Source organism: Agromyces chromiiresistens (genome assembly GCF_029167465.1).
GTDB classification, from domain to species: Bacteria; Actinomycetota; Actinomycetes; order Actinomycetales; family Microbacteriaceae; genus Agromyces; species Agromyces chromiiresistens.
In genome coordinates this window covers 1,475,110-1,494,069 of the sequence record NZ_JARFNL010000004.1, presented here as the reverse complement: position 1 = coordinate 1,494,069, position 18,960 = coordinate 1,475,110, and the positions used below count along the sequence as shown (strand labels likewise).

Here is an 18,960-nt window from a genome sequence, read left to right as displayed (position 1 = left end):
CTCAGCGGTGGTCGGTCTCGTGCCCGTGCGAGTTGCCGTGGCCGGCGACCGGCATCGACTTCTGCATGAGCAGCAGGAACTCGGCGTTCGACTGCGTCTCCTTCAGGCGGCCCAGCACGGCCTCGAGCGCGGGCTGCTGGTCGAGGCCCGCGAGCGCGCGACGCAGCTTCCACGTGATCTTGACCTCGTCGGGGCTGAGCAGCATCTCCTCACGCCGGGTCGACGACGCGTTGACGTCGACGGCCGGGAAGATGCGCTTGTCGGCGAGCTGGCGCGAGAGGCGCAGTTCGCTGTTGCCCGTGCCCTTGAACTCCTCGAAGATCACCTCGTCCATCTTCGAGCCGGTCTCCACGAGCGCGGTCGCGAGGATGGTGAGCGAGCCGCCGTTCTCGATATTGCGCGCGGCGCCGAAGAACCGCTTCGGCGGGTAGAGCGCCGACGCGTCGACGCCGCCCGAGAGGATGCGACCCGAGGCGGGTGCGGCCAGGTTGTAGGCGCGGCCGAGTCGCGTGATCGAGTCGAGCAGCACGACGACGTCGTGGCCCAGCTCGACGAGGCGCTTCGCCCGCTCGATCGCGAGCTCGGCGACCGTCGTGTGGTCTTCTGCCGGACGGTCGAAGGTCGAGGCGATGACCTCGCCCTTGACCGTGCGCTGCATGTCGGTGACCTCTTCGGGGCGCTCGTCGACGAGCACGACCATGAGGTGGACCTCGGGGTTGTTCTGCGAGATCGCGTTGGCGATCTGCTGCAGCACGATCGTCTTGCCGGCCTTCGGCGGCGCGACGATGAGGCCGCGCTGGCCCTTGCCGATCGGGGCGACGAGGTCGATGATGCGCTGCGTGAGCTTCGTCGGCTCGGTCTCGAGGCGCAGGCGCTCCTGCGGGTAGAGCGGCGTCAGCTTCTGGAAGTCGACGCGTGCGGCGGCCTCGTCGATGGACTGGCCGTTGACCGAGTCGACCTTGACGAGCGCGTTGTACTTCTGGCGGCTCGACTGCTCGCCGTCGCGCGGCTGCTTGATCGCACCGACGACGGCGTCGCCCTTGCGCAGGTGGTACTTCTTCACCTGGCCGAGCGAGACGTAGACGTCGCTCGGGCCGGGCAGGTAGCCCGTCGTGCGCACGAACGCGTAGTTGTCGAGGACGTCGAGGATGCCCGCGATCGGGATGAGCACGTCGTCGTCGAGGATCTCGGGCTCGAGCTCGTCGCCGGTACCGCCCTGGCCGCGGCGCTTGCGGTCGCGGTAGCGGCTGCGACGGCCGCCCTCGCCCTCGCCCTTGTCGGCCTGGTTCTGGCCGCCCTGCCCGCCCTGGGCCTTGTCGCCCTGCTTGCCCTTGTCGGCGTCGCCCTGGCGGTCGGCGGACTTCTGGTCGTCGCCCTTGCGCGCGTCGCCGTTCTGGTTCTGGCCGTTGCCGTTCTGGCGGCCGCCCTTCTGGGCCTCGCCCTTCTGGGCGTCGGCCTTCTGGGCGTCGTCGCCGCGCTCGGCGCGCTCGGCGCGCTCGGCACGGTCGCCGCCGCCGCGACGGCCGCGGTTGCGGCGGCCGCCCTGCCGCGGCTCCTCTGCGGGCTGCTCGCCGTCGGCGCCCTCGGTGCGGGCGCCATCGCGGGCGCTCTCGCCGGTCGCGGCGGCGAGCTCCTCGCGCACGGCCGCACGGGCGGCCTCGCGGGCGTCGTCGTCGTTCGCGGTCGGCACGAGGCCGACACCGGCACCGCCGCCGTTCACGTGCTGCACGGCTGCGGTCGTCGCGCTCGTCGCGCGACGGGGCTGGCGGCCGCGACGCGGCTGGGCGGATGCCTCCGCGGCGACGGGCTCGGCCGTCGCCGCCTGGGCGCCGTCGACCGGGGCGGCGTCAGCGGGCGCGGGGTCGGTCGACGGAGCCGCCTCGGCCGGCGCGCTCGGTGCGTCGGCCACCGGGGCCGCCTCGACGGGCGCGGCCTCGACGGGGGCGGTGCCGTCGACGTCGAGCGTGGGGGCGGCGTCGCCCTCGGCCTGACGCGCGGTGATCGCCTCGACGAGTTCGCCCTTGCGGAGCTTGGATGCGCCCACGATGCCGAGCGAGGCGGCGAGCTCCTGGAGCTCGGCGACCTTGAGGCCGGTGAGGGGGGCGCCGTTCGCCACGCGCGCGGCGTGGTCGGATGCGTTGGTCACTGGGTGTTGTCCTTTCCCCTGGCGCATGTGGTTGCGCGGCAGGAGAGTTGATCGCAGACTCGAGCGAGGTCGGCGCGCGCGGCGCAGACTGCGCAAGTGCGAAAGCAAGAGATTGCCGGGAATTGCACGATGCGGCTCGTGAGCGGTGTCGGGTCTGACGTATCAGCCGCTTCACCCGCCGGGTGCGCAGTCAGTCTAACACCGTGCGGCCGCCCAGCCTGCCACGCGACGCCCCGTTGTGGAGAAACATCGCGTGGAGGCATCCGACTGCGACGAGCGCGACCGAGCAGCAGCGACGCACGTCGCGGCGTGCCGGCCGTCGGCGGGCAGCGCGGCTCAGGCGGCGGTGACCGTCGCGCCCTTGAAGTCGACCGCGAGCGGCAGCGCCTGCCACACCGTGTCGGCCGTCCGCTCGACGAGGTCGATCGCCGCTGCTCGGGCGCTCGGGTCGTTCGCGAGGACGAGGATCGACGGGCCGGCACCCGACACGACGGCTGGGTGTCCCGCCTCGCGCAGTGCCCGGATGAGCCGGTCGGTCTCGGGCATGGCCGCCGCGCGGTAGTGCTGGTGCAGCTTGTCCTCCGTGGCCTGGAAGAGCAGCTCGGGGCTCTGGATGAGCGCCGCGACAAGCAGCGCCGAGCGCGAGACGTTGAAGACCGCGTCTTCGTGCGGCACCTGCTCGGGCTGCAGCGAACGCGCGAGCGCCGTCGACATCTCGTGCTCGGGCACGAGCACGAGCGGCGAGACGCCGCGGTGCACGATGAGCTTCTTGTGGCGGGGTCCCTCGGGGGTAACCCACGCGATCGTGAGTCCGCCGAAGAGCGCCGGCGCCACGTTGTCGGGGTGGCCCTCGAGCTCCGTCGCGAGCTCGAGCAGGTCGTCGGCCGAGAAGTCGACGACCCCGTCGAGCAGGCCCTTCGCCGCCATCACCCCTGCGACGATCGCCGCGCCCGACGAGCCGAGGCCGCGGCCGTGCGGGATCGCGTTGTGCGCGACGAGCCGCAGCCCGGGCAGCGCGACGCCCGCGCGCTCGAACGCGTGCGCGATCGCGCGCACGACGAGGTGGGACGCGTCCAGCGGCACCTCGCCCTCGCCGACGCCGTGCACCTCGACCTCGACGCCCGCCGGCGTCGCCGAGACCTCGAGCTCGTCGTAGCGCGCGAGGGCGAGCCCGAGGGTGTCGAAGCCGGGCCCGAGGTTCGCCGAGGTGGCGGGCACCTTGACGTGGACGGTACGGCCGACGAGCGATGTGGTCGCGTCGGCGACGAGCGTGCCCGTCATGAGGCGAGTCCCAACGCCGCGGCGACCTGTGCGGTGTCGACCGGCACGACCGTCGGCTCGACGTCGGAGCCGTCGGCCGTGCGGAGGGCCCACTGCGGGTCCTTCAGGCCGTGGCCGGTGACCGTGAGCACGACGCGCGCACCCCGCGGCACGGCGCCGGCGGCCGCTCGCTCGAGCAGGCCGGCGACCGAGATCGCCGAGGCCGGCTCGACGAAGATCCCGACCTCGGCCGAGAGGATGCGCTGCGCCTCGAGGATCGCGGCGTCCTCGGTGGCGCCGAAGTACCCGTCGGTCTCGTCGCGCGCCTGGAGGGCGAGCTCCCACGACGCCGGATTGCCGATGCGGATCGCGCTCGCGATGGTGTCGGGGTCGCGCACGGGCTCGCCGCGCACGATGGGCGCGGAGCCCGCGGCCTGGAAGCCGAACATGCGCGGCATCCGGGTCGCGTTGCCCGCCGCGATGTCCTCGCGGTAACCGCGCGTGTACGCCGTGTAGTTGCCGGCGTTGCCGACCGGCACGACGTGCAGGTCGGGTGCGTCGCCGAGCACCTCGACGACCTCGAACGCCGCGGTCTTCTGGCCCTCGATGCGGTCGTTGTTCACCGAGTTGACGAGGTGCACGGGGTAGTTCGCGGCGAGGTCGCGCGCGATGTCGAGGCAGTCGTCGAACGTGCCCTGCACCTGGATGAGCTTCGCGTCGTGCGCGATCGCCTGGCTGAGCTTGCCCATCGCCACCTTGCCCTCGGGCAGCAGCACGGCCGCGCCGATGCCGGCGTGGGTCGCGTAGGCGGCGGCCGATGCGGAGGTGTTGCCGGTCGAGGCGCAGATCACGACCTTCGCCCCGTGCTCGACGGCCTTCGTGACCGCCATCGTCATGCCCCGGTCCTTGAAGGAGCCGGTCGGGTTCATGCCCTCGAACTTCACCCAGACGTCCGCGCCGGTGCGACGCGACAGTGCGGGGGCCGGCAGCAGCGGCGTGCCGCCCTCGCCGAGCGTCACGATCGGGGTCGCGTCGGTCACGTCGAGACGGTCGGCGTACTCGCGGATGACACCGCGCCACTGGCGCGAGCCGGGCTTGGGGGTGGGCGTCGGGTTCGGGGTGTTCACTGGGCTCCTTCGACTCGGAGGACGGATGCGACGGAGGCGACGACGGGGCTCTCGGCGAGCGAGGCGACCGTGTCGGCGAGCGCCGACTCGGTGGCCTCGTGGGTGCCGATCACGAGCGTCGCGCGCCGCGACCCCTCGCTGACGGTCTGCTGCAGCTGCTCGACCGAGACGCCGTGCTCGGCGAACGTGCGCGCGATCTGCTCGAGCACGCCCGGTTCGTCGGTGACCTCGAGGGTGATCGCGTACCGCGTCGTGATGCGCCCGATCGGCAGCAGGGGCAGTTCGGCGTGCGTCGACTCGGCCGTGCCGGGCCCGCCCGAGACCCGGCGCCGGGCGATGGCGACGAGGTCGCCGAGCACGGCGGAGGCGGTCTGCACTCCCCCGGCGCCCGCGCCGTAGAACATGAGCGGCCCTGCGGCGGAGGCCTCGACGAACACGGCGTTGTTCGCCCCGTGCACGGCGGCGAGCGGATGGCTGCGCGGAACGAGCGCCGGGTAGACGCGGGCCGAGACGCCCTCGTCGCCGGTCTCGGCGTCGATGAGGCGCTCGCAGATCGCGAGCAGCTTCACGACGTACCCGGCCCGGCGCGCCGATTCGACCTGGGCCGCCGAGACGCCGGTGATGCCCTCGCGGTGCACGGCCTCGACCGGCACGCTCGTGTGGAACGCGAGGCTCGCGAGGATGGCCGCCTTCTGCGCTGCGTCGTAGCCGCCGATGTCGGCCGTCGGGTCGGCCTCGGCGTAGCCGAGCTCGGTCGCGGTCGCGAGCGCGTCCTCGAGGGAGGCGCCGGTCTGGTCCATCCGGTCGAGGATGAAGTTCGTCGTGCCGTTCACGATGCCGAGGATGCGCTCGATGCGGTCGCCCGCGAGCGACTCCCGCAGCGGCCGGATGATCGGGATCGCCCCGGCGACCGCGGCTTCGTACGAGAGCTGCGCGCCGACCTGCTCGGCCGCGGCGAAGAGCTCGGGGCCGTGGGAGGCGAGCAGCGCCTTGTTGCCCGTGACCACGTCGGCGCCCGAGGCGATCGCCTGGTGCACGAGCGTGCGGGCGGGCTCGATGCCGCCCATAAGCTCGATCACGACGTCGGAGCCGAGGATGAGGGCCTCTGCGTCGGTCGTCAGCAGCTCGGCGGGCAGGTCGGTGTCGCGCCGCGCCCCGAGGTCGCGCACGGCGATGCCGACGAGTTCGAGGCGCGCGCCGACCCGCTGCGCGAGCTCGTCGGCATGGTCGAGCAGCAGCCGTGCGACCTGCGAGCCGACCGAGCCCGCCCCGAGCAGTCCGACTCGGATGGACCGGTACTCGATCATGCGGGATTCCCTTCGACGGTGCTCGTCGCGACGGTCCTCGTCGCGACGGTGGGTGCCTCGAGCCCGAGATCACGGGCGAGCAGGTCGTCGATCGACTCGCCGCGCACGATGACGCGGGCCTCACCGTCGCGCACGGCGACGACGGGCGGGCGGGGCACGTGGTTGTAGTTCGAGGCGAGCGACCAGCAGTACGCGCCGGTGGCCGCGACGGCGACGAGGTCGCCGGGCGCCGTGTCGGCCGGCAGGTGCTCGACGTCGACGACGACGTCGCCCGCCTCGCAGTGCTTGCCGACGACCCGGCTGAGCGCGGGGGCGGCGTCGGAGACGCGGTTCGCGACCCTGGCCGAGTACGCCGCGCCGTAGAGCGCCGTGCGGGCGTTGTCGCTCATGCCGCCGTCGACGCTCACGTAGCGCCGTGCGCCCCCCTCGATCGGCACGGGCTTGACAGTGCCGACGGTGTAGAGCGTGACGCCGGCGGGGCCGATGATCGACCGGCCCGGCTCGAACGCGAGCCGCGGCACTGCGATGCCCCGTTCGCGGCACCCCGCGACGACCGCGGCGACGATCCCGTCGGCGATCTCCTCGATCGGCTGCGGGGTGTCGGCGGCCGTGTAGGCGATGCCGAACCCGCCGCCGAGATTGAGTTCGGGCAGCGGCTCGACGGCCGAGAGGTCGGCGTGCGCGGCGAGCAGCCGGGCGGCCGACTCGGCGAAGCCCTCGGCGTCGAAGATCTGCGAGCCGATGTGGCAGTGGAGCCCGAGGAACTCGAGCGAGTCGTGCGCGCGGATGCGCTCGCCGAGCTCGACCGCGCGTTCGAGCGGCACGCCGAACTTCTGGTCCTCGTGCGAGGTTGCGAGGAACTCGTGCGTCGACGCGTGCACCCCGCTGTTGACCCGCAGCCGCACCCGCTGCCGGCGCCCGGCGCGCGCCGCCGCGCCCGCGACGCGTTCGATCTCGACCTCGCTGTCGATGATGAGCGCACCGACGCCCACCTCGACCGCGCGGGCGATCTCGGCGAGCGACTTGTTGTTGCCGTGGAAGCCCAATCGGGCGGGCTCGGCCCCGGCTGCGAGCGCGACCGCGAGCTCGCCACCGGTGCAGACGTCGACCGCCAGCCCCTCATCGACGACCCAGCGCACGACCTCGCCGGACAGGAACGCCTTGCCGGCGTAATAGACGGTCACATCGGTGCCCGCCGCGCGTGCCGCCGCCTCGAACGCGAGCCGCGTCCGTCGGGCGCGCGAACGCGCCTCGGACTCGTCGACGACGTAGAGGGGGGTGCCGAACCGCTCGGCCAGCGACACGGCGTCGAGGCCGGCGATCTCGATGCGGCCCGCGGGGTCGCGACGTGCGCTCGCGGGCCAGACCTGCGGCACGAGCGCGTTGACGTCGGCCGGCGCGCGCTGCGCGCCGGGGTCTGCGGGAACGGATGCCACGGGAACCTCACAGGAGGGAACGAATCGACGGTCGCTCGCGGCGAGCGAACCCGGATCGGTCCCTGAAGCCTGATGCGTGCCGACCTTGTGGGTCGGACTACCCGCGAGTCTACCGAGGCGTGCGGGCCCGGCCGAATCGGCGGTCAGTCGCAGTGGCCGGTGCGGCCGAGCGCATCGCCGTCGAGCTCGACGTCGTCGCCCGCGAGGTCGACCCGCACCGCGCCCGGTGCGACCGCGACGCCCGTCACCTCGATGCCCTCGGGCAGGTGCTCGGCGACGCACACCGGCACGGGGTCGTCGCCGATGAGCCGCTGGATGAGCCCGGACACGTCGAACGATGCACCGCCCGCGCCGACCTCGACGCCGACCGGTTCGAGCAGGATCCGGTCGCCCGCGGCGGTCGGCGCCGCGGTGACCTGATAGGAGATGGGGGCGCCGAGCACCTCGACGCTGCCCTCGTAGCCCACCGTCCCGTCGCCGAGCGTCACGGTGCCGGTCGCACCCGGGACGTCGATCAGCCGGTTGAGCGAGGCTTCGTCGGTCGAGACGGTCGCAGTGAGGTGCCCGACGGGCGACGCGAGGTCGACCGGCACCTGCTGCAACGTGACCTGCGCATCGATCGGCGCGCCGTCGACCTCGAGGTCGGGTGCGCTGAGCGCGACCTCGTCCATCGAGCCCGAGAGGTACTGCGCGATGACCGAGAAGCCGCCGATCGTCACGTCGACGTCGCCTTCGACCTGGTCGGGCAGGTTCGCACGGATCTCCTCGGCGACCCGTTGCTCGGCGACGCCCCGCGCGATCACGTCGGCCACCACGGCGATCGCCACGAGGCCGACGACGACCGCCGCCACGACGATGCCGATCTTCGCCCCTCGGCCGAGGCGCTTGCGGGGCGCGGGTTCCGGGTCTTCGACGTCCAGTGGGATCGTCGGCTGCTCGTCGCTCATCGGTGCCCCCTCGTTCGGATGCGGAGTGCTACATGCGCTCGGGCGCCGAGACGCCGAGCAGGTCGAGGCCGTTGCGGATGACCTGGCCGGTCGCGTCGTTGAGCCAGAGACGGGTGCGGTGCAGGTCGCCCACCGGCTCGTCGCCGAGCGGCAGCACGCGGCAGTTGTCGTACCAGCGGTGGAACAGCCCCGCGAGCTCCTCGAGATAGCGAGCGACGCGGTGCGGCTCGCGCAGCTCGGCCGCCTGGGCCACGATGCGCGGGAACTCCTGCAGCGCGCCGAGCAGCGCCGACTCGGTCTCGTGCTCGAGCAGCTCGGGCGCGAACGCGGAACGGTCGACGCCGGACGCCTGCGCGTTCAGCGCGAGCTGCGTCGTGCGGGCGTGCACGTACTGCACGTAGAACACGGGATTGTCGTTGCCGCGACGCTGCAGGATCTCGGGGTCGATCGTGAGCGGCGAGTCGGCCGGGTACCGGGCGAGCGTGTACCGCAGCGCGTCGGTGCCGAGCCACGCCTGGAGATCGTCGAGCTCGATGATGTTGCCCGCGCGCTTCGACAGCCGGGCGCCGTTCACGCTCACCAGCTGGCCGATGAGCACCTCGACATCGCGCTCGGGGTCGTCGCCCGCGGCGCCCGCGAGGGCCCTGAGCCGGTGCACGTAGCCGTGGTGGTCGGCACCGAGCAGGTAGATCTTGTGCTTGAAGCCGCGGTCCCCCTTGTCGAGGTAGAGCGCGGAGTCGGCCGCGAAGTAGGTCGGCACGCCGTTGCCGCGCACGAACACCCGGTCCTTGTCGTCGCCGAAGTCGGTCGTCTTCACCCACACCGCGTCGTCGGCGTCGTAGACGTGGCCCTGCGCCCGAAGCCGGGCGAGCGCCGTGTCGATGTCGCTGAGGCCGTCGTCGCCCTTCGCGTGCAGTCGGCGCTCGCTCGTCCAGACGTCGAAGTGCACGTTGAAGCGCTCGAGCGAGGCCTTGATCTCGGCGAGCTGCAGCTCGTACGCGATCTCGGTCGCGGTGTGCAGGGCGACATCGTGCTCGAACTCGGCGAGCCTCGGCTCGCGCTCGAGCACGCGGGCGGCGAGGTCGGCGATGTAGCTGCCCGGGTAGCCGCCCTCCGGGGTCGGCTCGCCCTTGGCCGCTGCGAGCACCGAGGCGCCGAAGATCTGCATCTGGTTGCCGGCGTCGTTGATGTAGTACTCGTTCGCCACCTCGGCGCCGGCTGCGCGCAGCACGCGGCTGATCGAGTCGCCGAGTGCGGCCCAGCGGGTGTGGCCGATGTGGAGCGGCCCCGTCGGGTTCGCGGAGACGAACTCGAGGTTGATGACGGAGCCGGCGAGCGAGTCGCTGCGCCCGTAGTCGGCGCCCTGCTCGACGATCGTCTTCGCGAGCGCCCCGGCGGCCGCGGCGTCGAGGCGGATGTTGATGAAGCCCGGGCCCGCGATCTCCGCACTGGCCACGCCGTCGATTCCGGCGAGCGCGGGCGCGAGCTCGCCCGCGACCTCGCGCGGGTTCATTCCGAGCGGCTTGGCGATGCGCAGGGCGATCGACGACGCCCAGTCGCCGTGCTCGCGGAGCTTCGGTCGCTCGAGCACGACGTCGCCCGGCTCGAGCCGGAGGTCGACCTCGACGCCGGCGGCACGACGTCGCTCGACCAGGGCGAGGACGAGGTCGTACAGGGCGTTCGCGAGATCGGCGGGAGTCACCCGCAAATCCTATCCGCCTCATTGATAAGGTTCGTCACATGCCGCGCTCGCCCCACCCGCTCCGTCACCGCCCGACCGTCCTCGCGGTGATCGTCGCGGCGGCCGCGCTCGCGCTCACCGGGTGCGCCCAGGACGCTCCCGATCCCAGCGGCTCCGCCACGCCTCCCCCGGCGTCCGAGGCGCCCGAGCCCGGCGCGAGCGAGAGCCCCGTCCCGACCGAGGAGCCCGCCACCCCGTTCGAGATCGCGTGCGACGTGCTGCTCACCCCCGACGACGTCTACGCCTTCAACCCGAACTACAGCCCGGCACCCGGCTATGAACCGCAGGCCGACGGCATCACGGGCGTCGCAGACGAGGCGGGCACCACGTGCGGCCTCGTCAACCAGACGAACGGCGCGCTCATCGAGGTCGCCGTCGCCACGCCGCCGGAGTCGGCCCTGGAGGCGCGCAAGAACGACGCAGCGCTCTCGTCGCACCCGGTCCCGACCTACGGCACGCCGCCCGACGTCGAGGGGTACTTCGAGCGCACGGGCGAGAACGGCGAGGCGCAGGTGTTCACGGGCCCCTACTGGATCGTGATCGCCTCGACCGAGCTCGTGGAGCCGGGCGACGCCCAGACGCTCGTGAGCGCGGTCATCGCGAATCTCGAGGCCGCGTGATGGCCGGGCCCACGCGACAGACGCAGGGCACTCCCTCCTGGCTGGGAGCCGTCAACGACCGCGTCGGCCTGTCCGCCCTCCTCGACCACGGCCCGCTGACGCGGAACCGGATCTGCGAGCTCGTCGGCGTCTCGAAGCCGACGGCATCGATGATGATGAGCCGGCTGATCGCGGCGGGCGTGGTCGAGGAGCGCGGCCAGGTCGCGGGCAGCCCCGGCCGCAACGCCACCCTGTACGCGGCGCGCATCGATCGGCCGCTCGGGGTCGCCATCGCGATCGACGCCTTCGAACTGCGCGCACGGGTCGTCGACGCCGCGGGCAGCGATCGGCCGCTCGTCACCATAGGGCTCCCGGGCGACGTCGGCGAGCGGTCGGCGGTCGACGAGGTGCGCCGGGCGATCCTCGAGGCGAGTGCGGCGGCGGGCACCGACCCGGCCGCGGTCCACACCGTCGGCATCGGCACCGCGGGCTACGTCGACCCGGGCGGCGAGGGGGCGCTGTTCAGCGAGACCCTGCCGGGCTGGCCGACGACCGGTCTGCGGGCGACGCTCGAGGCGGCGCTCGGCGTCACCGTCTACATCGAGAACGACGTGAACCTCGCCGCGGTCGCCGAGCGCGAGACCGGAGCCGGCGAGGGCCGCGACGTGTTCGTGCTGCTCTGGCTCGGCAACGGCGTCGGCGCCTCGTTCGACGTGGCGGGCGACCTCTACCGCGGCACGTTCGGCGGCGCGGGCGAGATCGGCTTCCTGCCGCTGTCGGCCGAGGCGCGCGAGCTCGACGACCGAGCCACGACGAGCGGCGACCTCGTGGGGGCGATCGGCCTGCGCCGGCTGGCGGCGGCGCACGGCGTCGAGGCCGACGACTTCCCCGGGCTCCTCGCCGCGGTCGCCGCGAGCGACGCGACGGACGCCATCGTCGACGAACTCGGCGAGCGGATCGCGCACATCGCCCTGCCGGTGCTCGCGATGCTCGACCCGGGACTCGTGGTGCTCGCCGGGCCGACGGCGGCGGTGGGCGGCAGCCGCCTCGCCGAGGCCGTGGAGCGCGACATCCGGCGTCTCAGCCGCTGGTACCCCGAGGTCGTGGCCACCCACGTCGACGGCGACGCCGTGCTGCAGGGCACGACCGCGTTCGTCACCGCGAAGGTGCGCGAGGACCTGCTCGGCACGGTCGCGCGACTCGCATTGCCCTGACCCCCGAGGGCTCGTCGACGGGCGTCGACGGGGCCCGGATGATGGTAGGGTTTTCAACTGTGCGCCTCCGTAGCTCAGGGGATAGAGCGCCGGTTTCCGGTACCGTAGGTCGGGGGTTCGAATCCCTCCGGGGGCACGTTGCGATCGAGCGGGTCGAGCCGGTTCCGGCTCCCCGCTCGAATGCGTTCCGGGGCCCCTGAAGCGGATGCGCCGCCGGCCGCCGACCACGGCCGCCGTGCCCGATGCAACCGCATGGACGATCGGCCACGCCCCGCCATAGACTCGGACTCGTCCGTTCGGAGTGGGGAAGGCGCTGGTGCATGCGTTCGAAGCGCACGTGGTCCGTGATCGTCGCGATGGTCGCGGGAGCGCTGGTCGCCCTGTCGGGCGCGGGCGCCGCGTGGGCTGACGACCCGGTCTCGTTCGGCTCCTCCCCCGTCGTCGACGAGGCGGGGGTGCTCGGCGGCGACCTCGACGACGTCGAGCGCGCGCTCGGCGACCTCGCGGACCGCAGCGGTCGCCAGCTCTTCGTCGCCTACGTGGGCGAGTTCACGAATCCCGCGACGGCCGAGGCGTGGGCCGAGCAGACGGCGATCGACAACGGCCTCGGCACCGAGGACTACCTGCTCGCGGTCGCGGTCGACGGCCGGCAGTACTACCTCTCGGCCTCGAGCGACGCCGCACTGAGCGACGCCGAGCTGCAGCGCATCTCGACGCAGGTCATCGAACCCGAGCTCCGCGCAGAGGACTGGGCCGGCGCCGCGATCGCCGGCGCGTCGGCGATCGCCGACGCGAACGCCGACGGCGGTCCGGTCGCGCCCGGAGCCGATCCCGGTGACGAGCCGTCGACGGGACAGGGCGGGGGCACGGGCGCGATCTGGTTGCTCGTGATCGCCGGCGCCGCAGTCCTCATCGTCTGGTTCGTCCTCGCCCGTCGCAAGCGGCGCGCTGCGGCCGGCTCCGGGAAGCCCGGAACCCCGTCGGCACCGCCGGCACCGCCGGCACCGTCGATCGACGAGCTGCGGCGCCAGGCCGGCACCGCGCTCGTCGAGGCCGACGACGCCGTGCGGACGAGCGAGGAGGAGCTCGGCTTCGCCGTCGCGTCGTTCGGCGAGCAGGCGACGGCCGACTTCCGCACCGCGCTCGACCAGGCGAAGGCGAAGCTCGGCGAGGCGTTCGCACTGCAGCAGCGACTCGACGACGCCGAGCCCGACACCGACGACGAACGTCGCGGCTGGTATCAGGACATCGCCCGACTCGCCGGCGAGGCCGACGGCATCCTCGACGCGCAGGTCGAGCAGTTCGACGCCCTGCGCGACGTCGAGCGCAACGCCCCGGAGGCGCTCGCCCGCGTCGACGCCCTCGCCGGCACGGTCGAAGCCGGCATCGCACCCGCCGGGCAGCGGCTCGCCGAGCTGCAGGGCGTCTACGCCGCCTCGGCGCTCGCGCCGGTCGCGGACAACCCGGCACAGGCCGAGGCGCGCATGGCCTTCGCCCGCACGACGCTGGCCGAGGCGACGGCGGCGCTCTCCCGTGGCGAGTCCGGCCCCGCCGCACTCGGCATCCGGACCGCCGAGGCGGCAGTCGACCAGGCGAAGCTCCTCGCCGCAGCGGTCCACCGGCTCGCCGACGAGCTCGCCGCGGCCGACCGGACGGTCGCGGCGGGCGTCGACGAGCTCGATGCCGACGTCGAGACGGCCCGCTCGCTCGGCGCCGACGCGGCTGCGGTCGCCGAACGGGTCGCCGCCGAGGCATCCGCCCTGCGAACCGCGGTCGCCGCGACCGGGCGAGACCCGATCGAGCTCCAGGCGCGGTTCACCAAGGCCGATGCCGAGATCGACGGTGCGATCCAGGGTGCCCGCGACGCCGCCGCTGCAGCGGCGAAGCTCGGGACGCAGCTCCAGCGGACGCTGCAGGCCGCGAGGGCCCAGGCGCAGTCGGCCGAGGACTACATGGTCGCCCGGCGCGGCGCCGTCGGCGCCGACGCGCGCACCCGCCTCGCCGAGGCCGGCCGCCTCATCGTGCAGGCCGAACAGACCGCACCGACCGACCCCGCCGCCGCACTCGCCACCGCCGAGCGCGCCCAGCAGCTCGCCGCCTCGGCGTTGGCCATCGCCCAGCAGGACGTCGGCGGCTTCGACCAGGGCGGGGCCGGCGACTTCGGCGTCGACGGCGGTGAACTGCTCGCCGCCGTGATCGGCGGCATCATCGGCGGCTCGATGGGCGGCGGCTCACGCGGCTCCCGCAGCTCGGGCGGGTTCGGCGGGTTCACGGGATCGGGCGGGTTCGGCGGCTTCGGCGGCTCGGGCCGATCGCGCGGATTCGGCGGCGGCTTCGGCGGCTCGGGCTCGAGCGGCCGCCGCGGAAGCGGAGGCCGATTCTGAACCGCCACGCATCGCCGAGCACGGCATCACCCCACGGCCGCCCAGGCCGCCCGACGACCGAAACCAGCCAACGAACGAGGGAGTAACCATGACCAAGCAGTCCATCTTCGGACGGATCTCGCAGCTTGTGCGAGCCAACATCAACGCGCTCATCGACCAGGCGGAAGACCCGCAGCTGATGCTCGACCAGATGGTGCGCGACTACACCAACTCGATCGCCGACGCCGAAGCCGCCATCGCCGAGACGATCGGCAACCTGCGCCTCCTCGAGGACGACCACCGCGAAGACGTCGAGGCCGCCCGCGAATGGGGCGAGAAGGCGGTCGCCGCGAGCCGCAAGGGCGACGAGCTGCGCGCCGCTGGCGATGCCGCGGGCGCCGACAAGTTCGACAACCTCGCGAAGGTGGCGCTCAGTCGCCAGATCTCGTCGGAGAACGAGGCGAGGGCCGCCGAACCGCAGATCGCCGCGCAGACCGACGTCGTCGACAAGCTCAAGGCGGGCCTCAACGGCATGAAGGAGAAGCTCGTCCAGCTGCAGAACAAGCGATCGGAGCTCGTCGCCCGGGCGAAGACCGCGCAGGCGCAGAAGCAGGTGCATGACGCCGTCAAGTCGATCGACATCCTCGACCCGACGAGCGAGATCGGCCGCTTCGAGGACAAGATCCGGCGCGAGGAGGCCGTCGTTCGCGGACAGGCCGAGCTCGCTGCGTCGAGCCTCGACGCCCAGTTCAACGAGCTCGACGACCTCGGCGAGCTCACCGAGGTCGACGCGCGGCTCGCCGCGCTGAAGGCGGGCGGCTCGCAGGGCGCCATCGGCGGCTGACGCACGACGAGCGACGGGGCGGATGCCTCGGGGTCGGCCCCGAGGCATCCGCCCCGTCGTCGGAGCCGTCGGCCGCCGATGCGATCGTGTGGCCCGCCCCCGATGGTCGGCGACATCGGCCGTCGCGCTGGTCGTGCGGCGCCAGGCGGCGCGATACTGGAAGGCATGCCAGCAACCTTCGTCGTCGTCCCGCTCTGGCAGGGCTCGGTGTCGTCCCGTGCGATGAGCCTCGCCGACGGCGCGGCCGCGATCCTCGGCGACCTGCCGAGCTCCGCGACCGTCACCGTCGACGTGCCGGTCGAAGCGGGTGAATCGCTCGGCACCGGGGTTCGTCGCTACAGCACCATCCGGCGGGTCCGGGATGCGGCGGCCGAGGCGCTCGCGCTCGTGCCCGACTGGGCCCTGACGATCGGCGGGGACTGCGGCACCTCGCTCGCCGCCGTCGCCCACGCCGTCGAACGCACCGGTGGCGACCTCGCCGTGCTCTGGCTCGACGCGCACCCCGACCTCAACACGCCGGAGAGCTCGCCGTCGGGCGGCTTCGGCGGCATGGCGCTCCGCGCCATCACCGGCGAGGGCGCCGACGGACTCGCGCTCGACGAGGCGACCCGGGTGCCCCCCGCACGGCTCGTGCTCGGCGGCGTGCGCGCCATCGACGACGAGGAGCGCCGGTTCATCGACGAGCACGAGATCCCCGTGCTCACGGTCGAGGACCTCTCCGACCCGACCGTCGTGATCGGCGAGCTCGAGGCGACGGGGGCCTCGCACGTCTTCGTCCACGTCGACCTCGACGTGCTCGACCCGTCGGCGCTCGCGGGACTCTCGTACCCGATGCCGTTCGGTGTCGGAGCCGCGGAGCTCGCGACCCTCCTGCGCGAGGTGGCCGGCCGGTTCCCGCTCGCGGGTGCCGCCATCGCGGGCTTCACCCCTGCGAGTCCGGAGACGGCGGTCGACGACCTGCCGACGATCCTGCGCCTCGTCGGGGCGTTGACGTCGGGCAGCCGTCAGGGTTCCTGATCCGCGGCGACCTGCCCCCGGGCGGGCCTAGGCTGGGGTTCGTCGGCCGTGGCGAAGGACGACTGCGGCCGCGACGGGAGGCGCCGATGACGGGGATGCAGCGCGAGACGGATGTCGTCGTGATCGGCGGCGGGCCGGTCGGCGAGAACGTCGCCGACCGGGCGAGGGCGGCCGGACTCGAGGTGGTCCTCGTCGAACACGAACTCGTCGGCGGCGAATGCTCGTATTGGGCGTGCATCCCGTCGAAGACCCTGCTGCGGAGTGCCGCGGCGCTGCGGGCGGCGCAACGGGTCCCCGGCGCGGCCGAGGCCGTGACCGGCGCGCTCGACGTGCCGGCGGTGCTGCGCCGGCGCGACGAGTGGGTCTCGGACTGGGACGACCACGGCGCCGTCGGGTGGCTCGAGAGCGTCGGCATCGCGCTCGAACGCGGACACGGCAGGCTCGACGGGCCGCGCCGGGTCGTCGTCGAGCGCCCCGACGGTTCGGACCTCGCCCTCGTGGCCCGACATGCGGTGGTGGTCGCGACCGGGTCGGATCCCCTGATCCCGGAGGTCGACGGACTCGTCGAGGCCGCGCCGTGGGCGAGCCGGGAGGCGACGTCGGTCGAGCGTCCGCCGCGCCGCCTGGCGATCATCGGCGGCGGCGCCGTCGCGGTCGAGGCGGCCACGGCCTTCGCCGGCTTCGGCACGGAGGTCGTGCTGCTCGCCCGCCACCGGCTGCTCGGTGCGATGGAGCCCTTCGTGGGCGAGGCGGTGGCCGAGGGGCTGCGCGGACTGGGGGCGACGGTGCGTCTCGGCGTCGAACCCGTGCGCGTCGCCCGCGACGAGCAGGGGGCGGTCCGCATCACGACCGACGACGGCGACGAGCTCGTCGCCGATGAGGTGCTCGTCGCCACCGGCCGACGCCCTCGAACCGGCTCGCTCGGGCTCGAGACCGTCGGGCTCGAGCCGGGCGCCTGGCTCGATGTCGACGACAGCCTGCTCGTGCTGGCGGCCGTCAACGACGAGACGCCGTGGCTGTACGCGGTCGGCGACGTCAATCACCGTGCGCTCCTGACGCACCAGGGCAAGTACCAGGCCCGCGCCGTCGGCGACCTCATCGGCGCACGCGCCACCGGTCGCCCGCTCGACCTCGCGCCGTGGGGCGCGCACACCGCGACCGCCGACCACTCGGCCGTTCCCGAGATCGTCTTCGCCGAGCCCGAGTGCGCGGCCGTGGGCATGACCGCCGAGGCCGCCCGTCGCACCGGACGGGACGTCCGCGTCGCGGACGTCGACTTCGCCGCCGTGAGCGGCGCGGGCATCCACGCCGACGGCTTCACCGGTCGGGCGCGGCTCGTCGTCGACGGCGAGCTCGGCACGGTGATCGGCGCCACGTTCGTCGGGCCCGACGTCGCGGAGCTCGTGCATCCGGCGACGATCGCGATCGTCGGCGAGGTGCCGGTCGACCGGCTGTGGCACGCCGTTCCCGCGTTCCCGACGATGAGCGAGGTCTGGCTTCGGCTCCTCGAGGCCCTCGGCCGTCCGGAGGCGGCCGAACAGGGCGTCGCGGCCGCAGCGGGAGGGGAACCGCGGGGTTCACGACGCACCCGGACGACCGACGAGGAGCCCGCCGCATGACCGCACCCGCATCGAGTCGCACCCTCCGCGTGCGACTCACCGACTCGCGGATCAGCCGCCTCGGCTACTGGTGGGCGACCGCGGTCGGCTTCACGTGGGGCTTCCTCTGGAGCACCGGCCCCGTGACCGTCCGCAACGGCCTCGTCGTGTTCACCGGCATGCCGAAGTGGACCTACGGTCGCGGCGGGTCGTGCGTCGGCGGGTGCTACCTCACGGGGTCGAACGACGGCGACCGGGTGCTCAGCCACGAGGCGGTGCACCAGGCCCAGTGGCGCAAGTACGGCATGCTGCTGCCCGTGCTCTACCTCATCGCCGGGCGCGATCCGCTGCGCAACCGCTTCGAGATCGAAGCCGGGCTCGAGGCGGGCGGCTACCTGCGCGCTACCCCTCGGCGCGGCCGAGCTTCCAGTACCCCATGAAGGCCACGCGCCGGCGGTCGACGCCGAGGCCCTTGACGAGATGGCGGCGGAGCGTCGTGATCGCCGTCGCCTCGCCGGCGAGCCAGGCGTAGACGCCGTCGTCGGCCGTGGCCTCGGGCACCTCCCAGAGGATCTCGTCGTCGGCGAGTGCGGGCAGCTCGGCATCGGCGGGGGCGGCGGCCTCCGCCCGGGCGGCGCCCCGAGCGCCGAGCTCGTCGTCGGCCCAGGCTCGGACCGCCTCGACGAGCCGGGCACCGTAGGTCGCTTCAGCGTGCTCGTCGCCACCGCGGTGCAACCACTGCACGACGACCCCGGGCGGCGCCTCGATGTCGAGCACGTCGCCCGCGGCGGGCACTTCGAGGAACGCGGCGCCGCGCGCGGATGCCGGAAGCTGCGCGAGGATGGCGCTCATCGCCGGCACCGCCGTCTCGTCGCCGGCGATGAGCAGCGTGCCGGCCGTGCCGGGGTGCCACTCCCACCCGCCGGGCGGCTCGTCGCTCGTCGCATCGGGCGCGACGAACAGCATCCGCTCCCCCGGCTCAGCACGTGCGATCCAGCGCGATGCCGGCCCCGAGTCGCCATGCGCGACGAAGTCGACGTCGAGCTCACCGGTCTCGGGGCGCGCGTCGCGGATCGTGTACGTGCGGATCGGGTTGCGCCGTTCGTCTGGCAGCGCGCGCCAGTCGCCGAACCAGTCGTCGCCCCTCGGGAAGCAGCCGAACCCGTCGTCCCCCTCCGGGACGCCTTCGAGCGGGAGGACGACCTTGATGCGCTGGTCGGGTCCGTCCCAGCCGACGTCGTTGAGATCATCGCCGCGGAAGGTCACCCGCACGAAGTGCGGCGACATCCTTCGGATCTCGCCGACGACGGTCTCGAAGACGCGGTATCCGGGCTTGGCCATGGAGCTGGCTCCTGTCGTGG

The 18,960-nt window shown here is 73.5% G+C and carries 15 protein-coding genes and 1 tRNA gene; 8 read left to right on the top strand and 8 right to left on the bottom strand.

What is annotated here, in order from left to right; genetic code table 11:
- Position 1: 1 nt before the first annotated feature.
- From rho to PX701_RS14065, 7 genes are all read right to left on the bottom strand, one after another.
- Entirely contained in the window at positions 2 to 2,173 is a 2,172-nt protein-coding gene (rho, locus tag PX701_RS14095; protein WP_420831079.1) for a transcription termination factor Rho, read from the bottom strand.
- Positions 2,174 to 2,482: 309 nt separating this feature from the next.
- On the bottom strand, positions 2,483 to 3,427 hold the full coding sequence (gene thrB, locus PX701_RS14090) for a homoserine kinase (RefSeq protein WP_275506655.1): 945 nt from the start codon (positions 3,425 to 3,427) through the stop codon (positions 2,483 to 2,485).
- Complete coding sequence (thrC, locus tag PX701_RS14085; RefSeq protein ID WP_275506654.1) at positions 3,424 to 4,533, bottom strand: threonine synthase; 1,110 nt, start codon at positions 4,531 to 4,533, stop codon at positions 3,424 to 3,426. The genes thrB and thrC overlap by 4 nt, the downstream gene beginning before the upstream one ends.
- On the bottom strand, positions 4,530 to 5,840 hold the full coding sequence (locus tag PX701_RS14080; protein ID WP_231431494.1) for a homoserine dehydrogenase: 1,311 nt from the start codon (positions 5,838 to 5,840) through the stop codon (positions 4,530 to 4,532). Before PX701_RS14080 ends, thrC begins: the two co-directional genes overlap by 4 nt.
- Positions 5,837 to 7,276 (bottom strand): diaminopimelate decarboxylase, encoded by a 1,440-nt coding sequence (gene lysA, locus PX701_RS14075; protein ID WP_231431495.1) that lies wholly within the window; start codon positions 7,274 to 7,276, stop codon positions 5,837 to 5,839. Before lysA ends, PX701_RS14080 begins: the two co-directional genes overlap by 4 nt.
- Positions 7,277 to 7,419: 143 nt before the next feature.
- The gene (locus PX701_RS14070; RefSeq protein ID WP_231431496.1) at positions 7,420 to 8,223 is read right to left on the bottom strand and encodes an LmeA family phospholipid-binding protein; all 804 of its coding nucleotides are present in this window, start codon (positions 8,221 to 8,223) and stop codon (positions 7,420 to 7,422) included.
- A 28-nt stretch (positions 8,224 to 8,251) separates the two neighbouring features.
- The gene (locus PX701_RS14065; RefSeq protein ID WP_231431497.1) at positions 8,252 to 9,925 is read right to left on the bottom strand and encodes an arginine--tRNA ligase; all 1,674 of its coding nucleotides are present in this window, start codon (positions 9,923 to 9,925) and stop codon (positions 8,252 to 8,254) included.
- Positions 9,926 to 9,963: 38 nt separating this feature from the next.
- Between PX701_RS14065 and PX701_RS14060 the strand changes: the two genes are divergently transcribed.
- From PX701_RS14060 to PX701_RS14025, 8 genes are all read left to right on the top strand, one after another.
- Positions 9,964 to 10,584, top strand: a complete 621-nt coding sequence (locus tag PX701_RS14060) for an iron ABC transporter ATP-binding protein (RefSeq protein ID WP_275506653.1) — start codon at positions 9,964 to 9,966, stop codon at positions 10,582 to 10,584.
- Entirely contained in the window at positions 10,584 to 11,777 is a 1,194-nt protein-coding gene (locus tag PX701_RS14055; protein ID WP_275506652.1) for an ROK family transcriptional regulator, read from the top strand. Before PX701_RS14060 ends, PX701_RS14055 begins: the two co-directional genes overlap by 1 nt.
- A 63-nt stretch (positions 11,778 to 11,840) precedes the next feature.
- A tRNA-Arg gene (locus PX701_RS14050) sits at positions 11,841 to 11,913 on the top strand.
- Between the two features lie 184 nt (positions 11,914 to 12,097).
- Positions 12,098 to 14,161, top strand: a complete 2,064-nt coding sequence (locus PX701_RS14045; RefSeq protein ID WP_275506651.1) for a TPM domain-containing protein — start codon at positions 12,098 to 12,100, stop codon at positions 14,159 to 14,161.
- An 88-nt stretch (positions 14,162 to 14,249) separates the two neighbouring features.
- Positions 14,250 to 14,984 (top strand): PspA/IM30 family protein, encoded by a 735-nt coding sequence (locus tag PX701_RS14040; RefSeq protein WP_275506650.1) that lies wholly within the window; start codon positions 14,250 to 14,252, stop codon positions 14,982 to 14,984.
- 165 nt (positions 14,985 to 15,149) lie between these two features.
- Entirely contained in the window at positions 15,150 to 16,001 is an 852-nt protein-coding gene (locus PX701_RS14035; protein ID WP_275506649.1) for an arginase family protein, read from the top strand.
- Positions 16,002 to 16,096: 95 nt separating this feature from the next.
- Positions 16,097 to 17,620, top strand: a complete 1,524-nt coding sequence (locus PX701_RS14030; RefSeq protein WP_275506802.1) for a dihydrolipoyl dehydrogenase family protein — start codon at positions 16,097 to 16,099, stop codon at positions 17,618 to 17,620.
- Positions 17,617 to 18,039, top strand: a complete 423-nt coding sequence (locus tag PX701_RS14025) for a Fe-S oxidoreductase (RefSeq protein WP_275506648.1) — start codon at positions 17,617 to 17,619, stop codon at positions 18,037 to 18,039. The genes PX701_RS14030 and PX701_RS14025 overlap by 4 nt, the downstream gene beginning before the upstream one ends.
- Here the strand turns inward: PX701_RS14025 and PX701_RS14020 are convergent.
- Positions 18,002 to 18,940 (bottom strand): siderophore-interacting protein, encoded by a 939-nt coding sequence (locus PX701_RS14020; RefSeq protein ID WP_275506647.1) that lies wholly within the window; start codon positions 18,938 to 18,940, stop codon positions 18,002 to 18,004. The two genes, PX701_RS14025 and PX701_RS14020, sit on opposite strands and share 38 nt — an antisense overlap.
- Positions 18,941 to 18,960: the final 20 nt, after the last annotated feature.

Coding starts and splice junctions, on each gene's coding strand:
- rho (WP_420831079.1), bottom strand. CDS start 2,173: ATGCGCCAGGGGAAAGGACAACACCCAGTGACCAACGCATCCGACCAC.
- thrB (WP_275506655.1), bottom strand. CDS start 3,427: ATGACGGGCACGCTCGTCGCCGACGCGACCACATCGCTCGTCGGCCGT.
- PX701_RS14080 (WP_231431494.1), bottom strand. CDS start 5,840: ATGATCGAGTACCGGTCCATCCGAGTCGGACTGCTCGGGGCGGGCTCG.
- PX701_RS14070 (WP_231431496.1), bottom strand. CDS start 8,223: ATGAGCGACGAGCAGCCGACGATCCCACTGGACGTCGAAGACCCGGAA.
- PX701_RS14060 (WP_275506653.1), top strand. CDS start 9,964: ATGCCGCGCTCGCCCCACCCGCTCCGTCACCGCCCGACCGTCCTCGCG.
- PX701_RS14055 (WP_275506652.1), top strand. CDS start 10,584: ATGGCCGGGCCCACGCGACAGACGCAGGGCACTCCCTCCTGGCTGGGA.
- PX701_RS14045 (WP_275506651.1), top strand. CDS start 12,098: ATGCGTTCGAAGCGCACGTGGTCCGTGATCGTCGCGATGGTCGCGGGA.
- PX701_RS14040 (WP_275506650.1), top strand. CDS start 14,250: ATGACCAAGCAGTCCATCTTCGGACGGATCTCGCAGCTTGTGCGAGCC.
- PX701_RS14035 (WP_275506649.1), top strand. CDS start 15,150: ATGCCAGCAACCTTCGTCGTCGTCCCGCTCTGGCAGGGCTCGGTGTCG.
- PX701_RS14030 (WP_275506802.1), top strand. CDS start 16,097: ATGCAGCGCGAGACGGATGTCGTCGTGATCGGCGGCGGGCCGGTCGGC.
- PX701_RS14025 (WP_275506648.1), top strand. CDS start 17,617: ATGACCGCACCCGCATCGAGTCGCACCCTCCGCGTGCGACTCACCGAC.
- PX701_RS14020 (WP_275506647.1), bottom strand. CDS start 18,940: ATGGCCAAGCCCGGATACCGCGTCTTCGAGACCGTCGTCGGCGAGATC.